The 21,013-nt window shown below is 34.0% G+C and carries 16 protein-coding genes and 2 rRNA genes; 16 read left to right on the forward strand and 2 right to left on the reverse strand.

Annotated features, from left to right (window positions below; translation table 11 throughout):
* A 23S ribosomal RNA gene (locus tag ACFO3N_RS09220) occupies window positions 1-85 on the forward strand; the annotation flags it as partial.
* Window positions 86-232: 147 nt separating this feature from the next.
* Window positions 233-342 (forward strand): 5S ribosomal RNA (gene rrf / locus ACFO3N_RS09225).
* 432 nt (window positions 343-774) lie between these two features.
* Here rrf and ACFO3N_RS09230 read toward each other — a convergent pair.
* Window positions 775-1,416 carry a response regulator transcription factor gene (locus ACFO3N_RS09230; RefSeq protein WP_379797094.1) on the reverse strand — a complete coding sequence of 214 codons (642 nt, stop codon included), beginning with the start codon at window positions 1,414-1,416 and terminating at the stop codon, window positions 775-777.
* 49 nt (window positions 1,417-1,465) lie between these two features.
* On the reverse strand, window positions 1,466-3,619 hold the full coding sequence (locus tag ACFO3N_RS09235; protein ID WP_379797096.1) for a tetratricopeptide repeat-containing sensor histidine kinase: 2,154 nt from the start codon (window positions 3,617-3,619) through the stop codon (window positions 1,466-1,468).
* A gap of 299 nt (window positions 3,620-3,918) precedes the next feature.
* Here ACFO3N_RS09235 and ACFO3N_RS09240 point away from each other — a divergent pair, with 299 nt between their 5' ends.
* From ACFO3N_RS09240 to fsa, 14 genes are all read left to right on the forward strand, one after another.
* Window positions 3,919-4,365 carry a PepSY-like domain-containing protein gene (locus ACFO3N_RS09240; protein ID WP_379797098.1) on the forward strand — a complete coding sequence of 149 codons (447 nt, stop codon included), beginning with the start codon at window positions 3,919-3,921 and terminating at the stop codon, window positions 4,363-4,365.
* A 141-nt stretch (window positions 4,366-4,506) separates the two neighbouring features.
* Window positions 4,507-5,538 carry a LacI family DNA-binding transcriptional regulator gene (locus ACFO3N_RS09245; protein WP_379797100.1) on the forward strand — a complete coding sequence of 344 codons (1,032 nt, stop codon included), beginning with the start codon at window positions 4,507-4,509 and terminating at the stop codon, window positions 5,536-5,538.
* Between the two features lie 59 nt (window positions 5,539-5,597).
* Window positions 5,598-6,434: a helix-turn-helix domain-containing protein gene (locus tag ACFO3N_RS09250; RefSeq protein ID WP_379797102.1), complete on the forward strand. Its 837-nt coding sequence runs from the start codon at window positions 5,598-5,600 to the stop codon at window positions 6,432-6,434.
* A gap of 86 nt (window positions 6,435-6,520) precedes the next feature.
* On the forward strand, window positions 6,521-7,063 hold the full coding sequence (locus tag ACFO3N_RS09255; RefSeq protein ID WP_379797104.1) for a YbhB/YbcL family Raf kinase inhibitor-like protein: 543 nt from the start codon (window positions 6,521-6,523) through the stop codon (window positions 7,061-7,063).
* A 262-nt stretch (window positions 7,064-7,325) separates the two neighbouring features.
* Window positions 7,326-9,479 carry an alpha-glucuronidase family glycosyl hydrolase gene (locus ACFO3N_RS09260; RefSeq protein ID WP_379797106.1) on the forward strand — a complete coding sequence of 718 codons (2,154 nt, stop codon included), beginning with the start codon at window positions 7,326-7,328 and terminating at the stop codon, window positions 9,477-9,479.
* Window positions 9,480-9,635: 156 nt separating this feature from the next.
* Complete coding sequence (locus ACFO3N_RS09265; RefSeq protein ID WP_379797108.1) at window positions 9,636-10,373, forward strand: SDR family NAD(P)-dependent oxidoreductase; 738 nt, start codon at window positions 9,636-9,638, stop codon at window positions 10,371-10,373.
* Between the two features lie 107 nt (window positions 10,374-10,480).
* A complete protein-coding gene (uxuA, locus tag ACFO3N_RS09270; RefSeq protein ID WP_379797643.1) occupies window positions 10,481-11,644 on the forward strand; it encodes a mannonate dehydratase in 1,164 nt (387 codons plus the stop codon).
* Between the two features lie 72 nt (window positions 11,645-11,716).
* The gene (locus tag ACFO3N_RS09275; protein ID WP_379797110.1) at window positions 11,717-12,826 is read left to right on the forward strand and encodes an endo-1,4-beta-xylanase; all 1,110 of its coding nucleotides are present in this window, start codon (window positions 11,717-11,719) and stop codon (window positions 12,824-12,826) included.
* A gap of 260 nt (window positions 12,827-13,086) precedes the next feature.
* Window positions 13,087-14,520 carry an MFS transporter gene (locus tag ACFO3N_RS09280; RefSeq protein WP_379797112.1) on the forward strand — a complete coding sequence of 478 codons (1,434 nt, stop codon included), beginning with the start codon at window positions 13,087-13,089 and terminating at the stop codon, window positions 14,518-14,520.
* 21 nt (window positions 14,521-14,541) lie between these two features.
* Entirely contained in the window at window positions 14,542-15,576 is a 1,035-nt protein-coding gene (locus tag ACFO3N_RS09285) for a glycoside hydrolase family 43 protein (protein ID WP_379797114.1), read from the forward strand.
* 480 nt (window positions 15,577-16,056) lie between these two features.
* Window positions 16,057-17,064 carry a GntR family transcriptional regulator gene (locus tag ACFO3N_RS09290; RefSeq protein ID WP_379797116.1) on the forward strand — a complete coding sequence of 336 codons (1,008 nt, stop codon included), beginning with the start codon at window positions 16,057-16,059 and terminating at the stop codon, window positions 17,062-17,064.
* Window positions 17,065-17,066: 2 nt separating this feature from the next.
* A complete protein-coding gene (locus ACFO3N_RS09295; protein ID WP_379797118.1) occupies window positions 17,067-18,548 on the forward strand; it encodes a xylulokinase in 1,482 nt (493 codons plus the stop codon).
* A gap of 9 nt (window positions 18,549-18,557) precedes the next feature.
* Entirely contained in the window at window positions 18,558-19,883 is a 1,326-nt protein-coding gene (xylA, locus tag ACFO3N_RS09300; RefSeq protein WP_095931314.1) for a xylose isomerase, read from the forward strand.
* 427 nt (window positions 19,884-20,310) lie between these two features.
* On the forward strand, window positions 20,311-20,967 hold the full coding sequence (gene fsa / locus ACFO3N_RS09305) for a fructose-6-phosphate aldolase (protein WP_250835081.1): 657 nt from the start codon (window positions 20,311-20,313) through the stop codon (window positions 20,965-20,967).
* The last annotated feature ends 46 nt before the right edge of the window (window positions 20,968-21,013 follow it).

The following is a 21,013-nucleotide window of genomic DNA, read 5'->3' on the forward strand; positions in this document are numbered from 1 at the left end:
GGAAGATGACCACGTTGATAGGCTACAGATGTAAAGGCAGTAATGTCATAGTCGAGTAGTACTAATAATCCGTAAGCTTATGCACAAACTTTTCCCCGCCTCGGCGGGGAGAGAACTTTCTAAAAAACCATATTTGTTTCTTTATCTCAGTATGTTAAGATATTATTTTAATTATTAATTGCAAATTGGCGATTATTAATTGAAAAGATTGCCCAAAGCAATTGTAACTTCTTAAGGTGGTTATTGCGGCGGGGCTCACCTCTTCCCATTCCGAACAGAGAAGTTAAGCCCGCCTGCGCAGATGGTACTGCAGTTATGTGGGAGAGTATGTCGTCGCCTTTCTTTTGAAAACCCTATCCAAATCGGATGGGGTTTTCTGTTTTTTGGAAAATATGCAAACTGTGCGGGACTCCCATGCTTATCGGGAGCCGCCGCCTTTTCTTTAAGAATCCCTCCCGATCCCTCGGCAGGGATTTTTGATTTTTGGATGTTCCGATTTTTTGGAATTTTTGAACATGAAAAAAATAAATTTTGAATGAAAAATCACTATTTATAGTGATGTGAAAAATGAAGTTAAGTAGTAGCTTTGTGTTAAAGTTGCAATGTAAACGAGGTGTATCAAACTATTTTTGGAGAATTAAATTTGATATAAGCATGCAATTTTAATTTGATTAAAATCAGATTTTTATTACTTGCTCGAATAGCTAGTATAGCATTGGGGAGCTTTACTATATTATTCGGGCTTAGTAATATAATTTGAGTATTGAACTAAAATTAATCTACAAAACCATTCTCTACAGCATATTTTACCAAACCCGCTGTGTTTTTTGCATTTAATTTTGATAATAAATTACGGCGATGCGTATTTACAGTATTTAAACTAATAAAAGTCTTTTCTGCGATTTCGGCTGTATTGTATTCTTGAGCTATTAAGACTAAAATTTCTTTTTCTCTAGAACTTAATTCTGTTACATGAGAAGACTGTTTTTCAATTCTTGAACTATTGGTAAAATATTTTTCCTCCAATTCTTCTGCAAAATAATTTTCACCTGAAGCAATTGTGCTAATAGCTTTAAGTAATTCTTCTTTTTCGGCATTTTTTAATAAATAGCCATTTACGCCAATTCTAATTAATCTAGAGACAATCATTGCATTGCTGTGTGTGCTAACAATGAGAATTTTGATATGTGGATGCTGTTTTTTAAGAATTTTACTCAATTCGATTCCATCCATTGCAGGCATACTTATATCGAGAATAATTAAATCAATTGTACTTTTTTTAATGATCTCCAAAGCCTCAATTCCATTTATGGCTTTATCGACAATATTGATATTTGGTTCCTGTTCTAATAAGGATATCATTCCTTGCAGGAACATGGTGTGATCATCAACAATAAGTAGCTTAATTTTAGTCATATAATAAATATTTTATTTGCTTTTTAATTCGTGAAATTGATTCTTTAAATCAATACTTTTTTATTAAAGCATTTGGTTTTGACGGGAAAATTGGGATTTCTATGTTAATGATAGTACCTCGTTTTAATTTTGAATCGATTATAAATGAACTGTTTAGTTTATTAATTCGATTTTCAAGATTAATTAGGCCAATTCCTTTTGGAGTATTTTTGGCTTCAAAACCTATTCCATTATCTTCAAATAAAAGATTGAACATATCTTCGACACAATTCAATTGAACTTCAATTTCAGTAGCTTGGGCATGTTTAATTGTATTAGTTAAGAGCTCCTGTATGATTTTAAAAATTTCAACTTGAATATTTTCATCCAATTTATTAATTTCTTCCTTCGGATATGAAATAAAAGAAATCTTGATTTTGCTTGCCTCACCGATATTATTCAAATAGGATTCTAAAACTTCTAGAAATTTATTTTGACTAAATTTCTTAGGCAGTAAAGTGTGCGATAAATTTCGAACCTGCTGATAGGTGTCGTCCAATTGATGGCTTATTTGCTGTATATTCGAAAAGTTAGAAGAGTTTAAATTGTTTATTTGCAGTTTAATTGCAGCTAAATTGCCTCCAATACTATCATGAAGTTCTTGAGAGATACGTTGTCTTTCTTTATCCTGCCCCCTGATTGATGCTTTGATTAGATCCAATTCTTGTTCTTTTAAAATGCTGTTTATTTTCTGAGAACTAATTTCCGATTGCTTAATATTTAGTAAATGTTGCACTTTGAATCGTTTGTAAAACTGGAATAGCAGTGCAATAATTGGAATCAATAAAATAAGAAAAGCACTAATTATAAGTAGTTTGATTTTTTTTTGTTGATTAATTTCTAAATTTTTTAATTGTTGATTTTTTTTTAGGAGCGCTATTTCGTTTCTTTTTTTGTTGGATGAATTTTGGTAAGCAAGTAGCGTATTTTCATTGTTTTTCTTAAAGATTTCTTCTTTTAGAATTATATTTTTGATCGCATCTTCTTGACTAGCCAAGGCTAGTTTTTTAACTTCATTTTCAAATCTCAAAGATTCAATTTCTTTTTGTTTTTGGGTAGTTTGGTATTTAATTTCAAGTTCATTAATTTCTTTTATCCTTTCCAGTTTTGATATAGAATCTTTTAGGTGAATTGATTTTTCATAAAACAAATAAGCATTTTTAAAATCTTCTTGTTTGATGGAAATTTTTCTCAATTCATCATAGATCTCTATTTGAGTTTGAAGCAGTCCAAAATGTATAGATTTTTGGAGTGCCTCGGTAAAAATCAGTTTTGCATCATTGTATTTTTTCTGAGAGATGTAACAGTTTCCAATGGTACTTCTTGAAATAATAGACAATTGGTTTAGTTCGTTTTCGTCAGCAATAACAAGCGCTTCTTGAAACATTTTTAATGCTTCTTGATATTTGTTTTCGTGTTGATAATTTTCACCTAAACCAAGTAAGACGATGACTTTTCCTTGAAAATTATTGTTTTTATCACAGATCGCTTTTCCTTTTTTATAATAAATATTGGCATTATCATAATCTTTCAGTCTCGAATAAATGTCCGCAATATTGATGTAGCTTCCCAGAATTATTTCGGTATCTTCTTTATATTCCAAGCATTCTTTAAATAATTTTAAAGCATTTTGATAATCTCTTAGTTCTGTATAAGTCTGTGCTAAGCCGTGTGTATGAGTATAGAAAAGATTTTTTTCATCGTATTTTTGAGAAGCTTCTATTCCTTTAAGGTGCCATTTTTTACTTTCATTAAACAAACCTCGCTTATTGTAATTAATCGCTAGTAAATTATAACCCAAAGCGAAAAGACGGTTTTTTAAAGAATCATTGGTTGCGGTATTATATTTAAAAGCCTGATTTGTGTAGTAAATGGAAGAATCAATTATGGCTCTCTTGTTAAAATAATACGAAAGAAGAAGATTTGTGCTTGCAAGAGATTGGTTGTCTGCTTTTGATTTTAATAGCAAATGTGCGTTTTGGTATGCCTTTTTCTCGTTTCCTTTATTATACAAGTCATAAAGAGTCAATATTTTATGGTCAGGTTGAAGTGATGAAGATTTTTTAGTGGCAAAGACCTGCTTTTTATTTTCAATCTGTGCATGGAGACTGAAAGATAAAAAGACAAGAAGGAATAAAAAAAGCCTTTCTAACCAGATTGCCATACGTTTTGGTTTGAACTCTAATTGGTATGAATAAATTTTAAAGTATTGTATCCTTAAGGTTAATTATATCGGACTTTGTGGAATCCGAAAGGTAAAAATACTACAAAAGCATCAAACAGCTATTTCTTAAAATAAATTTTTTAGGCAAAGTTGTGATATATTTTTTCTGAAAATCACAATTAAAAGTAATTGTAAGTGAGGTTATTGTGATTTTTTTAAAAACTAAAAATTTCTTAAAACCATTTGAATTCATTTTTTGAAGTAGTAAATTAGTAATACTATACTTAAATAAATGAATTATGAAAATGAAGCTATTTTTGGCTATAGCATTGTTAATTGTAACAATCTCGGCCAGTGCACAGAAGAAAATTGAAGTAACCGAATTACCAAAACCAGCGCAGGAATTTTTAAAGAAACATTTTAGTCATACTTTGGTAGAAAAAGCACAGAAAGATCCTGAACATGGAGAAAAAGGTTATGAAGTAAAACTCAAAGATGGGACAGAAGTGGAATTTTGGAAAGACGGTTCGTACCGTGAAGTTGACGGCGGAGACAAGCCAATTCCTACTGATTTTATTCCAGATAACATTAAAGCTTATGTAGCCAAAAATCATCCGAATGAAAAAATAACGCACATCGACTATGGGCACAAAGATCTTGATGTGGATTTAACAAACAAAATTGATCTAGAATTTACCAAAGATGGTAAAATTTTAAAAGACAAAAAGAACGATGTTAAAAAATAACAAGTCATAGCACGGATAAATTTTCCTGATTACTCTGCAATTTTAATGGAGATAGACAGGAAAATTTTATTTTATGTTAAATCTTACAATAGAACATCTTGAGCGAAAATAGTTTATATTTACATCTTTATTTTTTATTTCATGGAAGAAAATAAACATGTAACGATCTACGATATAGCCGAGAGACTTAATCTGGCTACGTCGACTATTTCACGAGCTTTAAAAGATCATCATACCATAAGTGACAAGACGATAAAGAAAGTGAAAAAAACCGCTGAAGAAATGGGATTTGTTCCCAATACTTTAGCAGCAGGTTTGCGTGGAAATAAAACCAGAACCATTGGTGTTTTGATTCCCACTGTTACACAGCCCTTTCTGTCTTCTCTAATCAGCGGAATCGAAATTACAGCTCAAAAATCAGATTATACTGTAATCATTATGCAGTCGCATGACTCGTATGAAGAAGAAGTAAATATGGCTAAATCTTTGTATTCCAATCGTGTGAGTGGTGTAATTTGTTCGCTGGCAATGGAAACCAGAGATACAACACATTTTCATCAGTTCTCGAACAATAATATCCCATTAGTTTTTGTCGATAGGGTTCCGAAAAATTATAATACTTTTAGAGTTGTAATTGATAATTATACAGCTGGTTACAAAGCTACCAAACATCTTATTGAACAAGGATGTATTCGTATTGCACATTTAACGGCTGGTTCAGAATTAGGAAACTTATATAACGAAAGAAAAAGAGGTTACATAGAGGCCTTAAAAGACCATAATATAGAAGTAGAAGAAGAATTGATTATCAATCTAAATTCTGTTACTTATGAAGATGGAGTAAAAGCCAGTAATGCTTTATTTGATTTAAATCCAATTCCAGACGGTTTATTTGCACCTGGAGATATTTTGGCAGTAAGTGCAGTTCAAACCGCAAAAAAACGAGGAATTAAAGTTCCAGAAGAATTCAAAGTAATTGGTTTTAACAATGACCCGATTTCGCAGATTATAGATCCGAATTTATCTACTATTACCCATCCTGCCGAAAAGATGGGAAAAGCAGCGGCTGATATTATAATAAAAAATTTGAAATCATCTAAAAATGATGATGATGCCAAAGAAATTACATTCTTAAATACGGAAGTATTGGCAAGAGAATCTTCTCAAAAATAAAAACAAGAACATTGTAAATAGGTAAGGCCTATCATTTGTTTGATAGATCACTAGCTTTTATGAAAACAATTACACTTCCTGACGAAATAAATTTTGAAAAATCACAACACGTACAAGTTGTCGATTACAGCAGTTCTAAAGATGTCTCGAAACAGCAGATTATTTTAAATCAGAACATAATCAGTTTTTTAATTGAAGGAACCAAAGAAGTTATTTTTGATAATGAAGCATTGTCTATAACGCCTTCGAAATTTATTGTAATGAGATCTGGAAATTGTTTAATGACAGAAAAAAGAATTTCTGAAACGTCTCTTTATAAAAGTGTTCTTTTGTTTTTTTCTAATGAAATGCTTCATAATTTCATTAGAAAAATGGAATCTGAAAGATCTGAAGCAATTGAACCAAAATCAGTTTATGCGTTTGATTATGATGATTTTCTGAAACGTTTTGTAGACAGTTTAACCGATATTTCCAAACTTTCAAAAACTGTTCAGACCAAACTGCTAGAAGTTAAGTTTGAAGAAATAATGCTTTATTTAGTAGCTCAGTATGGAACTGATTTTATTTATTCGTTGACTATAAACAGCGATGATAATGCGCAAAAATTTATTAGAACAATTGAAAACAGCCATTTAAGCAAATTGACACTAAAAGAATTAGCCTTTTTATGCAACATGAGCGTTTCAACTTTTAAAAGAGAATTCGAAAAATACTATGCAGAGTCGCCTATAAAATGGTTTCAGAACAAAAGACTCGAACATGCACATTACTTACTGAGTCAGGAAAAAAGCCCTTCTGAGGTTTATTTCGAAGCGGGCTATGAAAACCTTTCCAGTTTTAGTCAGGCCTACAAAACCAAATATGGAGTTACGCCAAAACACCACAAAACGATTTGAGCTTTTAGCAACAATTTTTGACTTTTTGACTAAAATTATTCAGCTGTTCCAAATCTAACTTTGCTTAAAATTTTAAAACAGATAAAATGAAAAAGTTAAGTTTAATTTTGGGAATGTCAGCCATTTTTTCAACATCGATTTTTGCACAAAAAACATTTACCTTAAGCAGTAAAGATTTAGGAGGAGAAACAACTAAAATTCAGGAATTTAATGGATTTGGATGTTCGGGCGAAAATCAGTCTCCAGAGTTATCATGGAAAAATGCTCCCGACGGAACCAAAAGTTTTGCCGTAACCATGTATGATCCCGATGCACCTACAGGAAGCGGATTCTGGCACTGGGTTGTAGTAGATATTCCGGCAAATGTAAATGAATTGGTAGCCAATGCTGGAACTAAAAATCTTGTTCCAAAAGGCGCTATCCAAAGTGTGACTGATTATGGAATAAAAGGATTTGGAGGCCCATGCCCGCCGGTTGGTCACGGTTATCACCAATATATTATTACAGTTTATGCATTAAAAACAGATAAACTGGGAACAGATGAAAACACAAATCCAGCTGTTGTTGGATTTAATCTCTGGAACCAGACTTTGGCCAAAGCGAGTATTGTGGCCTATTACAAGCGATAAAAGAGAAGGTTTTAAACCCCGTTAAAGCAGGATAGTTTTTATAATTATCCTGCTTTTATTTGTTATAGAAATATATTTTTTGAAAAAAAGCAACTTAAAATTTTTTTCTTAAACAACAATCTTATATTTTTACGCAACCGATTGCATTTGTTGTTTTATTTAAGATAATGTATTTTTTAAATTAAAATTTTGTCAAATACTTTTAATTGGATATAAAATAGTGATGTTGTAAAAATGAGATTATAAAGAATAAATTAAAACCATGGCTTTACTACGATTTCTTTTCCTGTTTCTTCTGATTTCCTTTTCGGCTTTGGCACAAAAGGATTATAAATTGTGGCTTCAGTATAATGCCGTTAGCAATTCTATAATGGCTTCAGAATACAAAAGCAATCTTAGAGGCATTGTTGTTTTAGGAAATTCCGAAACTATTAAAATTGCTGAGAAAGAAATTAAAACAGGATTTTCAGATATGTTGGGCAATATTCTTGAAGTCAAATCAGATGTAAAAGGAGAAAATAATCTTATCGTTAGTTCAGAATCGAATTTGAATATTGAACTAAAAAATCAATTGAAATCTGATTTTGATAAAATAAATGAAGAAGGTTTTATCATCAAATCCATTTCTTTTAAAAACAAAAAGCAAATCATTATTACAGGAAAAAATGACATTTCGGTTTTATACGGAGTTTTTAATTTCTTAAGAATTTTACAAACTAATACATCGGTTAAAAATTTAAATATTGTCGATTCTCCTAAAACCAATATCAGAATCCTGAATCATTGGGATAATTTAGACCGAACAGTTGAAAGAGGTTACGCTGGATTTTCGCTTTGGAACTGGCAGAAACTTCCAGATTTTATCGATCAGCGCTATATTGATTACGCTAGAGCTAATGCCTCAATCGGAATTAACGGAACAGTTTTGACCAATGTGAATGCAAACGCTTTAATCTTAACTCCGCAGTATTTAGAAAAAGTAGAAGCTTTAGCCAATGTTTTTAGACCTTACGGTATAAAAGTCTATTTGACTGCAAGATTTTCAGCACCAATCGAAATTGGAAACTTAAAAACTGCCGATCCAAAAGATCCTGAGGTTATTAATTGGTGGAAAAATAAGTCAGCTGAAATCTATAAACGAATTCCAGATTTTGGAGGATTTTTGGTAAAAGCCAATTCAGAAGGTCAGCCTGGGCCGCAAAATTACGGACGAGACCATGTTGATGGTGCAAATATGTTGGCTGATGCTGTTGCTCCTTTTGGCGGAATAATTATGTGGAGAGCTTTTGTATATTCAGAACATGATGCAAATGATCGTGCGAAACAAGCTTACGCCGAATTTCAGCCGTATGATGGAAAATTCAAAGAGAATGTAATTGTTCAGGTTAAAAACGGAGCAATCGATTTTCAGCCGAGAGAACCTTTTCATCCGTTATTTGGAGCAATGCCCAAAACACCTTTAATGATGGAGTTTCAAATCACGCAGGAATATTTAGGCTTCAGCACGCATTTGGTTTTTCTGCCAAAATTATTTCAAGAAGTTTTAGAGTCCGATACCTATCAAAAAGGAAAAGGTTCAACTGTTGCTAAAGTTGTTGACGGCACTTTATACCCAAATAAATTGACAGGAATTGCTGGCGTTGCCAATATAGGGAACGATTTAAACTGGACAGGACATCCTTTTGCACAGGCGAATTGGTATGGCTTCGGCAGACTGGCTTGGAATCCGTATTTAGATTCTGAAACCATTGCTGATGAATGGCTAAGAAGTACTTTTTCAAACGATGAAAATTTCATTAAACCTGTAAAAAATATCATGATGGAATCGCGTGAAGCGGTTGTTAATTATATGACACCGCTTGGTTTGCATCATATTATGGATACTGGGCATCATTACGGTCCAGGACCTTGGGTTTCGAATTTGTCAAGACCAGAATGGAATCCGACTTACTATCATAAAGCAGATAAAAACGGAGTTGGTTTCGATCGATCAAAATCGGGTACGAATGCTGTTTCGCAATACGCAACAGAAGTCGAAAATCTTTTTGATAATTTAGAAACTTGTCCCGAAAAAGATCTTTTGTGGTTTCATCATGTTTCATGGGATTATAAACTGAAAAATGGACAAACACTTTGGAATGGTTTGGCATTAAAATATCAGGAAGGCGTAAATCAGGTGACAACAATGCAGAATGTTTGGAATCAGGTAGAAAAGTATGTTGACAACGAACGTTTTAACGAAGTAAAAATGTTATTAGAAATTCAACATAAAGAAGCACAATGGTGGCGTGATGCATGTTTGCTATATTTTCAGCGGTTTTCGGGAAAAGAACTTCCTGAAGGAGTTGAAAAACCAACACAGACTTTGGAATATTTTGAATCATTAAAATTTCCTTTTGCACCTGGAAATGGATAAAATTAGAACACGGATAATACGGATTCGCTATCGCGAAGACACGGAAAAAGGACGGGTTTTTTTAATGAAAATGAGAATAAAAATCTGTGTAAATCAGCGATTTCACGGTAGTGAACCCGTTTTATCAGCGTACAGAAAATATATTAAAAAAAAATTATGAGCAAAAAGACAGCAATAGTAACCGGAGGAAATTCAGGTTTAGGATTTGCAACAGCAAAGAAATTATGTGATAACGGTATCATAACCTACATCATTGGAAGATCAAAAGAAAAAACAGAAGATGCCTGCAAAGAAATTGGAGAAAATGCTATTCCAGTGATTTTCGATTTGAACGATTTGAAAGCTATTCCTGCGATGATTGAAAGTATTACAAAAAACAGCCCAATCGATATTTTGATCAATAATGCAGGAATCAATATGAAAAAAGAAATTCCAGAGGTGTCAGACGAAGACTTTTTATCGATTATCCATACCAATCTTTTAAGCGTTTTTGCAGTGAGTAGAGAAGTGGTAAAAAACATGAAAGAAAACGGAGGCGGAAGCATTATCAATATTAGTTCGATGGCATCGCAGTACGGAATTCCAAAAGTAATTGCATATTCGGCTAGTAAAGGCGCAATTGAGTCAATGACACGTGCGATGGCAACAGAATTGGCACCTACAGGAATTCGCGTAAATTGTATTGCTCCAGGATTTATCAAAACCAAAATGTCGTCAGCAGCACTTGATAATGACCCTGAAAGAAAAAATAAAGTGTTGGGAAGAACGCCAATGGGATATTTAGGAGAACCATCAGACATTGCAGACGCGGTTTATTATTTCGCTTTAAGCGAATCAAAATATACTACTGGTACAGTGTTGCCTGTTGATGGCGGGAATAGTATTGGGTTTTAATTGTGAAAATGCCACAAAGTCACAAAGTTTTTGTCTTCAAAGTATTTTTTAAATAAAACTTTGCGACTTTGTGCCTTCGTGGCATAAAAAAAAGAAGTATGATAAAAATGCAGCAAACGATGCGATGGTTCGGTCCAAATGATAACGTCAAGCTGATTGATATTCGGCAAGCTGGCGCAACGGGGATTGTAACCGCATTGCATCAAATTCCGGTTGGAGATGTCTGGACGACTCAAGCAATAAAAGAAAGACAAGAAATTATTCGTAATTACGGGTTGGAATGGACTGTGGTTGAAAGTCTTCCTGTTCATGAAGAAATTAAACGAGCTTCGGGAAATTATTTGCAATACATTGAAAACTATAAAATCAGTTTACAAAATCTGGCTGAATGTGGAATTAAAGTCATTACCTACAATTTTATGCCGATTCTGGATTGGGTAAGAACCAATCATAATTTTATAAACCAAGACAGAAGCAGAGCTTTACTGTACAATCAGGAGGCATTTACCTATTTTGATGTGTTTCTTTTAAAAAGACCAAATTCAGAAAACGATTATTCAGAGACTCAAAAAGAAAAAGCTTTGCAGTTCGGAAATCAATTGTCTGAAGATGAAAAAGCACTGTTGTTTAAAAATGTCTTATTAGGATTGCCAGGAAGTAAAATCCATTTTACGGCAGAGCAGATTTTATCTCTTTTAGAGAATTATGCTGAAATCGATAATCGAAAATTAAGAGAAAACCTGATTTATTTTCTATCAGAAGTAACTCCGATTGCAGAGAAAAACGAACAAAAGTTAGCGATTCATCCAGATGATCCGCCATTTTCGGTTTTAGGTCTTCCAAGAATTGTTTCAACAGAAGCCGATTTAAAAGCTATTTTCAGCGCCGTTCCGTCAATAGCAAACGGATTGTGTTATTGCACAGGATCATTAAGCGCTGATCCAAAAAATAATTTAGAGAAAATTATAGACGATTTTGGAGATAGAATTCACTTTTTGCATCTTAGAAACACCATCCGCGAAAGCGAAACTATTTTTAGAGAATCGGAACATTTAGACGGCGATGTTAAAATGGAACTCATCGTTGAGAAATTGCTGTTATTGATGAACAAAACCAAAATAAGTCTGCCAATGCGTCCTGATCATGGTTTCCTTCACAGAGTTGATGAAGCAACAGAAACTTATCCTGGTTATTCCTTGACGGGGAGACTAAAAGGTTTGGCTGAGTTGAGAGGTCTGGAAATGGGAATTGGTTATAAATTGGGTTTGTAATTATTCTTTGAAATAATATGGGAAATTTATCATTCAGAGAAAAAAATAAGTATTAACTATTAACCAAAATATATGAAATTTATTAACCCTTATTTGCTCGCAATCAGCACCGTATTTTTTGTAAATTGTTCTTCTAACAAGGAAACACTAACCTTAAAAGATTCTTATAAAAACGATTTTTATATTGGAACTGCTTTAAGTGCAGATCAAATTGAAGAAAAAGACGCAAAAGTTGATTCATTAATCCGAACAGAATTTAATGCAATTACAGCAGAAAACATCATGAAATCGATGTACACCCATCCGCAGAAAGATAAATACGATTTTACTTTGTCAGATAAATTTGTGGCATATGGTGAGAAGAATAAAATGTTTATTCATGGACATACTTTGATTTGGCACAGTCAATTGGCGCCTTGGATGGAAAAGATTGCTGACAGTACAGAAATGAAAGCTTTTATGAAAGATCATATTACTACGATTGTTTCGAAATATAAAGGAAGAATCAATTCTTGGGACGTTGTAAACGAAGCATTGAACGAGGACGGAACTTTAAGGAAATCTGTTTTTTTGAATACGCTTGGCGAAAAATATTTAGTTAATGCTTTCAAACTCGCAGAAAAAGCAGATCCAAAAGTAGATTTATATTACAACGATTATAATATTGAAGAACCCGCAAAAAGAGCTGGAGCAATCGCTTTAATAAAAAAAATAAAAGCTGAAGGCGGAAAAGTTGATGGAGTAGGTATTCAAGGGCACTGGAGATTGCAAAGTCCATCCATTGAAGAAATTGAGAAAAGTATTTTGGAATATTCGGCTTTAGGGATCAAAGTTGCTTTTACAGAGTTGGATATTACCGTTTTACCAAATCCGTGGGATTTAAAAGGAGCTGATGTAAATCAGAATTTCGAAGGAAGCGCCAAAATGAATCCCTATCCTAAAGCATTGCCAGATTCTGTCCAAACACAATTAGCAGAGCGTTACGCATCGATTTTTAAACTATTTTTAAAACATAAAGATAAAATCAGTAGAGTTACGTTTTGGGGCGTTCATGATGGGCAATCGTGGTTAAACGATTGGCCGATTAAAGGAAGAACCAATTATCCGCTTCCGTTTGACAAAGATTTAAAACACAAACCCGCTTATGAAAGTATCTTGAAGTTGAAAGAAACTAGAGAATAAATGCTAAAAGAAAGAAAGTTTTGATAAAATAATCAACAATCGGTTGTGATATGAGAAATAACTTAAATAAAGCAATCTAAATTTGCATAATATGTTTTTTTGTTTAATTTTACACAACCGATTGTTTAAATTATTATTCGTTATCCTGCAAGGTTTCCAAAACCTTGTAGGTATGCTTGAAAAGCAATTTGAATTAAGGGAAACCTGTAAGGTTTTGGAAACCTTGCAGGAAAAGAACTAACTAACCACAAAACCCACGAATGACTAACATTTCACAAAAACTATCCATCAAAGAAAAAATTGGATACAGCTTAGGAGACTTAGCGGCTAATTTGGTTTTTCAAACTTTGATGACGTATTTGGCGTATTTCTACACCGACATTTACGGATTATCACCAACAGATTCTTCCATAATCATGCTGATTGTTGGATTAATCGCTGCTTTTATTTTTAATCCGATTATTGGGGTTTTGGCAGACAGAACCAGTACCAAATGGGGAAAATTTAGACCCTGGATTTTGATAACGGCAATTCCGCTTGGAGTAGTGGCACTATTAGCCTTTTCAACTCCTGATTTCTCCTATAAAGGAAAAGTAATTTATGCCGTTATAACCTATACTTTATTGTTGCTTTTTTATGCAGGAAACAATCTGCCTTATTCTGCTCTAAGCGGTGTTATAACGGGTGATATGAAAGAACGAAACAGTATGTCATCCTATCGCTTTGTGGCGGTTATGTTTGCCCAGTTTTTTGTTCAGGTTTTTATGCTTGGCATTATCAAAAGTGCTGGAAACGGAGATAAGGCAGTGGGAATCGAAAAAGTGATGACCGCACTAGCAATTATTGGAACGATTATGCTTTTAATTACGTTTTTAACCACCAAAGAAAGGATCATTCCTAAACCAGAACAAAAGTCAAGCATAAAAGAAGATTTAAGCGATTTAATCAAAAACAGACCTTGGGTAATTATGCTTTCGCTGACGACTTTAGTTTTTGTGACTTTAGCAATGAAAGGCGGTTCGTATGTGTATTATTTTGAGAATTATGTTGATAAGGAGCAATTAGCTATTTTTATTCAGCCTATTCTAGGTACTTTATCGAATATCGGATTGAATCATTTTGGGAATGATCCTGTTTCAGCAGGTTTCGGTTTATTTAATGCGGGTGGAATTATTTTTATGATTGTTGGAATTACCTTGTCCAAAAATCTTGCAGATAAATACGGAAAGCGAAATGTTTTTGGTGTGTTTTTATTCATCTCGACTTTGTTCATTATTGCATTCTATTTTTATCCTCCAACATCAATTAGTCTGATGTTTTTCTCTCAGATCCTACACGGATTTTTCTACGGAATTACCATACCAATTCTTTGGGCAATGATTGCCGATGTGGCCGATTATTCTGAATGGTTAAATAACCGCCGTGCAACTGCGATTATATTCTCTGCAATGATGGTTGGTTTGAAAACAGGACTGAGCGTGGGAGGTGCTTTAACCACTTTATTTTTAGGTTATTTCCACTACGTTCCAAATGCGCCAGAACAGTCTCAAACAGCCATAAATGGAATAAAATTACTAGTGAGTATTTTCCCTGCAATCCCTTTTTTAATTGGAGCCGGATTGTTGTTTTTCTATAAAATTAATAAAGAAATGGAAGTGCAGATTGAAACAGAATTAAAAGAAAGAAGAGCTTAATTATTTAAACAAAATAGGAGTATGCCTGAAGATAGCATTGAACACATTAATTTTGAGGAAATTAATAACTTGGCGATTTCAAAGCCTTTAGTATCCCATATATACACGGCCGATCCTTCGGCACATGTATTCAACGGAAAAATTTACATTTACCCATCGCATGATATTGATGCCGGAATTCCGTTTAACGATAACGGCGATCATTTTGGGATGGAAGATTATCATGTTTTTTCTATGGAAGACATTTCATCAGAAGTAGTTGATAATGGTGTTGCATTGCATGTAAATGATGTGGCTTGGGCCGAAAAGCAAATGTGGGCGCCAGATGCAGCGCATAAAAACGGAAAGTATTATTTGTATTTCCCTGCTAAACGTGCCAACGGAATTTTCCAGATTGGTGTTGCTATTTCAGATTCGCCAGTTGGACCTTTTATTCCCGAAAAAGAAGCAATAAAAGGAAGTTACAGCATTGATCCAGCCGTTTTTGAAGATGGAGATGGCAAGCATTATATTTATTTTGGAGGAATTTGGGGGGGACAGCTTCAGAAGTACCGTAATAACCAGTACAGTCAAATTAACGAAGAACCTTTGGCAGAAGAAAAAGCTCTTGGACCAATCGTAGCTTTGTTAAGAGATGATATGTTAGAATTTGCAGAAGAACCAAAAGAGATTAAAATTTTGGATGAAAATGGAAATGAGATTCTCGCAGGAGATAATTGTCGTCGTTTTTTTGAAGCTTCTTGGGTGCATAAATACAACGGAAAATATTATTTCTCGTATTCTACAGGCGATACTCATTTTATCTGTTATGCTATTGGAGATAATCCTTATGGCCCGTTTACGTATCAGGGAAGAATTTTGAATCCTGTTGTGGGTTGGACATCGCATCATTCAATTTGTGAGGTAGAAGGCGAGTGGTATTTGTTTTATCATGATTCGAGTTTGTCAAAAGGTGTGACGCATTTGCGAAGCATGAAAGTAACCAAAATTGATTATTTAGAAGACGGTTCGATTATTACGATTGATCCTTATGGAATAAGAAGATTAATTGATTAAGATTTTTTACATATAAAAAAATTTCATAAAAATTACAATCGGTTGTGTATTGATTGTTTTTCTTTTTAGTACTTTGATTACAGAGAAAATGTAGATCGGATTAAAAGTTGTAAAGAAAAGCCCCAGCGGGGCGATATATTATTTGTGGTAAATGTGTCGCTCTCTGGAGCTTTTAATTTGTGTGTATTCGGTTTTCTATAAATATTTCGATTTTCCAGAGCTGGATTCGGATGGCAAAGATTAGTGAAATGCTCTTTTGAAACCGTTTTGCGTGAGGGATAGAAGTGGAAAGCCCACAGCCGTGAGGGACGAACAGGCGAGGACTTGCAACGGATAGCCCGACCCGCCTTTTTCGGCGGGACACGCCCAAATTATTAGAATAAAAAAAGAGCTTGAAGAAAATAATATATTTAATACGAAAAATAATTTTTTGTAAAAGTTTTTTAGCTACTTTAGCATAACAGAACGGAACAGAACGGTATGCTAAAAGAAGAAGAAAAATTTGAGTTTATAATGAATCACGAAAGTGATATTCCGAAGTACCAGCAGTTGGTTGACGGAATTACGAATGCAATTGCAGAAAATATTTTGCAAAAAGGAGATTTGCTTCCGTCTGTTAATGTGATCTGCAAAACCTATCAGCTTTCAAGAGATACCGTTTTTAAGGCGTATTCGATTTTGAAAGACCAAAAAGTGATTGATTCTGTGCCTAATAAAGGATATTATGTGGCAGGAGAAACGAGAAAAGTACTTTTAGTTTTAGATACATTTAAGGCTTATAAGGAGGTTTTATATCATTCGGTTGTGAATAATCTGGCCGATAATGTGATTATTGATGTACAGTTTCATCATTATAATATTGATGTTTTTAAAACAATCATTAATAACGGAATTGGAAAATATTACAAATATGTTGTGATGAATTTTGATCACAAAGATATAGCTCCAGCATTATCAGCGATTTCAAAAGATAAACTGCTTTTGATTGACTGGAATATTAGAGCTGATAAAACGAGTAATTATGTTTTTCAGGATTTTGGAGGCGCCTTTTATGAGTCATTAACAGAGGCAGCTGATTTGTTTAAAAAATACAAAAAGATACAATTTGTGTATCCAGATTTTACAAATCATCCGTGGGAAACGGTAGAGTTTTTTAAGAAATTCTGTGCCGATTTTGGTTTTGAATATGAGGTAATTACAGATCCAAAGAAATTCAGCATCGAAAAAGGGATTGCTTATATCAGCGTAAGCGATAGGATTTTAGGTCACTTTTTGGAACAATGCAAAGAGAAGGATTTTGAGCCAGGGAAAGACGTTGGATTTTTGTCATACAACGAAACCCCGATGAAGAAATTTATATATAAAGGAATTTCGGTTGTTTCAACTGATTTTAAAGAAATGGGAACCAAAGCAGCGGCATTTATTACGCATGACGAAGATACTCAGTGTTATGTGCCGACAAAATTAATAATAAGAGAATCATTGTAAGTATGTATTATATCGGATATGATATTGGAAGCTCTTCTGTCAAGGCAGCCTTGGTAGAAGCAGAAACGGGTAAAAAAGTAATCGTTTTGAATGAACCGCAGAACGAAATGGAAATCCTTTCGATTCACCCAGATTGGGCAGAACAGGATCCAGAAATCTGGTGGCAGCACATTTGTACAGCGACTAAAAGAGCCATCAAAGAAGCTAATATTGATGCATCGAAAATTCAAGGAATTGGTATTTCGTACCAAATGCATGGATTGGTGATTGTGGATGAAGCTGGAAATGCCCTTAGAAATTCAATTATTTGGTGCGACAGCCGTGCGGTTGAGATTGGTAATAAGGCTTTCGCCGAAATTGGAGAAGAAAAATGCATGTCGCATTTATTGAATTCGCCAGGAAATTTTACCGCTTCGAAACTAAAATGGGTAAAAGAAAATGAACCTGAAGTTTACAATAAAATCTCTAAGTACATGCTTCCTGGAGATTATATCGCTTTGAAATTAACAGGCGAAGTAACGACAACCAAAAACGGTTTGTCTGAAGGAATGCTTTGGGATTATAAAGAAAATAAAGTAGCCAATTGGCTTTTGGATTACTATGGAATTGATACTGGATTAACTCCAAAAATTGTAGAAAACTTTACAAATCAAGGTATTGTTACAGAAAAAGCTTCTGTTGAATCTGGTCTTCCAGCAGGAATTCCGATTGTGTATAGAGCGGGAGATCAGCCAAATAATGCTTTGTCATTAAATGTGCTTCGTCCGGGAGAGGTTGCAGCAACAGGTGGTACGTCAGGGGTTTTCTATGCTGTGACAGAAACAAATTCAGGAAAAAGCACTCGTGTAAACAACTTCGTTCATGTAAATTATGCTGAATCAAATCCGAGAGTTGGAAAATTACTGAACATAAACGGAGCAGGAATCCAATACCGATGGATGCGAAATAATATTGGAAATGAATCCTATGAAGAAATGAATGAAAAAGCATCTCAGATAAATGTAGGTTCGCAAGGATTGGTTGTCATTCCGTTTGGAAATGGTGCTGAGAGAATGTTCAATAATAAAAATATTGGATCTCATATTTTAAACCTGAATTTTAATATTCATACCAATGCACATTTATTCAGAGCATCTTTGGAAGCAATTGCGTTTTCTTTTGTGTATGGAATGGAATGCTTGAAAGATGATAATGCCACAATTAATGTGATTAGAGCTGGAAATGATAATTTATTCCGTTCCGAAATTTTCTCTAATACAGTTGCAACATTAATTGGACATGAAATCGAAATTTACAATACAACCGGAGCAGTAGGAGCGGCGAGAGCAGTTGGCTTGACAGATGGTGACTTTGAAAAATTTGGTTCGGGAATTACAACAAACGACCACGTAATGACCTTTTTGCCTCTAAAAAATAAAGAGGAATACGAAACGGCTTATAAAAAATGGAAACAAGAATTAGAATTAATATTAACAAATAAATAAAAAAATCAAATGATAGTTTTAGGAGATAAAGAATACTACAAAGGTATTGGCCAAATTAAATTTGAAGGAAAAGAATCTGATAATCCGTTGGCATTTAAATATTACAATCCAGACCAAGTTGTAGCTGGGAAAACAATGCGTGAGCACTTTAAATTTGCTATCGCTTACTGGCATACTTTCTGCGGACAAGGTAGCGATCCATTTGGGCCAGGAACACAGCAATTCGCTTGGGATGCTTCATCAGATCCGTATCAGGCTGCAAAAGATAAAGCAGATGCTGCTTTTGAATTCATCAGCAAAATGGGATTCGATTATTTCTGTTTTCACGATTACGATTTGATTGCTGAAGGAGCAACTTTCGCAGAATCAGAAAAACGTTTGGCTTTCATTACAGATTACTTAAAACAGAAAAAAGCAGATTCTGGAATTAAATTGCTTTGGGGAACTTCAAACTGTTTCTCGAACCCAAGATTCATGAACGGAGCCGCTACAAATCCTGACTTTAATGTTGTGGCAAGAGCTGGTGGTCAAGTAAAATTGGCTTTGGATGCAACAATCGCTTTAGGAGGAGAAAACTACGTGTTCTGGGGTGGTAGAGAAGGTTATATGTCTTTACTAAATACAGATATGGGAAGAGAATTAGACCACATGGCGCAATTCTTAGCAATGTCTAGAGACTACGCAAGATCTCAAGGTTTTAAAGGAACTTTCTTTATCGAGCCAAAACCAATGGAGCCATCTAAACACCAATACGATTTTGACTCGGCTACAGCAATCGGATTCTTGAAAAATTATGGTTTAGATAAAGATTTCAAAATCAATATCGAGGTAAACCACGCTACATTGGCACAGCACACTTTTCAACACGAATTGGAAGTTGCGGCAAAAGCGGGAATGTTAGGAAGCATTGATGCGAATAGAGGTGATTACCAAAACGGATGGGATACAGACCAGTTCCCAAACAACATTCAAGAGACAACAGAAGCGATGTTGGTTTTCTTAAAAGCTGGTGGCTTACAAGGTGGTGGAGTTAACTTTGATGCTAAAATCAGAAGAAACTCTACTGATTTAGAAGATGTTTTCTTAGCTCACATTGGCGGTGCTGATACTTTTGCAAGAGCGTTATTGACTGCTGACAAAATTATTACTTCTTCTCCTTACGAAAAATTAAGAACAGAAAGATACAGTTCTTTCGATTCTGGAAAAGGAAAAGATTTTGCTGACGGAAAATTAAACCTTAAAGATCTTTATACTATCGCTCACGAAAATGGAGAATTAAATCTTCAAAGCGGTAAACAAGAATTGTTTGAAAATATCATTAACCAATATATTTAATTGGTTTAGACTTTAATTCAACCTAACAGGTTTTAAAAACCTGTTAGGTTTCTATAAAATATTTAGTGAGAGAAAAAATATCTGAAAAGAATTTAACTTTAAACATGATAGTCGTAAAAAGTTAAAAGTTTTTTTAGATAGAGACTTCAAAAATGTGCATTAAGATTATGGCTTTTTTACATTGAGATTTAAGAAAAATAGGTTGAAGGTTTAGTTACTATTTTTTTAAAATCGAAAGAAATAGAAAGTCAGTTTGATAAAATAATAGTGAGTATTTTTTATTGAAGGTTTTTTGAAGAGTAAAATCAATCAAAATGCGCATTTTTCACTTACTACAATATGCTGAGAACTTTGTCAAAGTTTTAAACTTTGACAAAGTTTTTTTTACTAGAAATCAGACTACAATTAACCACAAACCAAAAAACTTATGAAATTTTTTATTGACACTGCCAATCTTCAAGACATTGAAGAAGCGCAGGCTTTAGGCGTTTTAGACGGTGTAACCACCAATCCGTCTTTAATGGCAAAAGAAGGCATTACAGGAAAAGAAAATATCCTGAAACATTATCTTGATATTTGTAACATTGTCGACGGCGATGTTTCGGCTGAGGTAATCTCGACTGAATTTGAAGGAATGGTAAAAGAAGGAGAAGAGCTGGCCGCTTTACATCCTCAGATTGTAGTGAAATTGCCTATGATTGGCGATGGTGTAAAAGCCTGTAAATATTTTTCTTCAAAAGGAATTCGTACCAATGTAACTTTAGTATTTTCGGCAGGTCAGGCTTTGCTTGCCGCTAAAGCAGGAGCAACGTATGTTTCGCCATTTTTAGGAAGATTAGACGATGTTTCTACTGATGGAATGCATTTGATTGCTGAAATCAGAGAAATATATGATAACTATAATTATCAAACTCAAATCTTGTCGGCTTCTGTGCGACATACCATGCATATTATAAATTGTGCTAAAATTGGATCAGATGTAATGACTGGACCGCTTTCTGCGATAAAAGGTCTTCTAAAACATCCTTTAACAGATATTGGCTTGAAACAATTTGTTGAGGATGCTAAAAAAATGAATCTTTAAACTCTAAATACAACACGCACCTGAGCTCTTTTCGCAATGAAAAGGG

Source organism: Flavobacterium chungangensis (assembly GCF_042654045.1).
Lineage (GTDB): Bacteria > Bacteroidota > Bacteroidia > Flavobacteriales > Flavobacteriaceae > Flavobacterium > Flavobacterium chungangensis.

Excerpts from the sequence above, each read along its gene's own strand:
- ACFO3N_RS09245 (WP_379797100.1), top strand. The coding sequence starts at position 4,507 with ATGGAAGAAAATAAACATGTAACGATCTACGATATAGCCGAGAGACTT.
- ACFO3N_RS09250 (WP_379797102.1), top strand. The coding sequence starts at position 5,598 with ATGAAAACAATTACACTTCCTGACGAAATAAATTTTGAAAAATCACAA.
- ACFO3N_RS09255 (WP_379797104.1), top strand. The coding sequence starts at position 6,521 with ATGAAAAAGTTAAGTTTAATTTTGGGAATGTCAGCCATTTTTTCAACA.
- ACFO3N_RS09265 (WP_379797108.1), top strand. The coding sequence starts at position 9,636 with ATGAGCAAAAAGACAGCAATAGTAACCGGAGGAAATTCAGGTTTAGGA.
- fsa (WP_250835081.1), top strand. The coding sequence starts at position 20,311 with ATGAAATTTTTTATTGACACTGCCAATCTTCAAGACATTGAAGAAGCG.
- ACFO3N_RS09235 (WP_379797096.1), bottom strand. The coding sequence starts at position 3,619 with ATGGCAATCTGGTTAGAAAGGCTTTTTTTATTCCTTCTTGTCTTTTTA.
- ACFO3N_RS09260 (WP_379797106.1), top strand. The coding sequence starts at position 7,326 with ATGGCTTTACTACGATTTCTTTTCCTGTTTCTTCTGATTTCCTTTTCG.
- ACFO3N_RS09280 (WP_379797112.1), top strand. The coding sequence starts at position 13,087 with ATGACTAACATTTCACAAAAACTATCCATCAAAGAAAAAATTGGATAC.
- ACFO3N_RS09230 (WP_379797094.1), bottom strand. The coding sequence starts at position 1,416 with ATGACTAAAATTAAGCTACTTATTGTTGATGATCACACCATGTTCCTG.
- ACFO3N_RS09240 (WP_379797098.1), top strand. The coding sequence starts at position 3,919 with ATGAAAATGAAGCTATTTTTGGCTATAGCATTGTTAATTGTAACAATC.
- ACFO3N_RS09290 (WP_379797116.1), top strand. The coding sequence starts at position 16,057 with ATGCTAAAAGAAGAAGAAAAATTTGAGTTTATAATGAATCACGAAAGT.
- ACFO3N_RS09295 (WP_379797118.1), top strand. The coding sequence starts at position 17,067 with ATGTATTATATCGGATATGATATTGGAAGCTCTTCTGTCAAGGCAGCC.
- uxuA (WP_379797643.1), top strand. The coding sequence starts at position 10,481 with ATGCAGCAAACGATGCGATGGTTCGGTCCAAATGATAACGTCAAGCTG.
- xylA (WP_095931314.1), top strand. The coding sequence starts at position 18,558 with ATGATAGTTTTAGGAGATAAAGAATACTACAAAGGTATTGGCCAAATT.
- ACFO3N_RS09285 (WP_379797114.1), top strand. The coding sequence starts at position 14,542 with ATGCCTGAAGATAGCATTGAACACATTAATTTTGAGGAAATTAATAAC.
- ACFO3N_RS09275 (WP_379797110.1), top strand. The coding sequence starts at position 11,717 with ATGAAATTTATTAACCCTTATTTGCTCGCAATCAGCACCGTATTTTTT.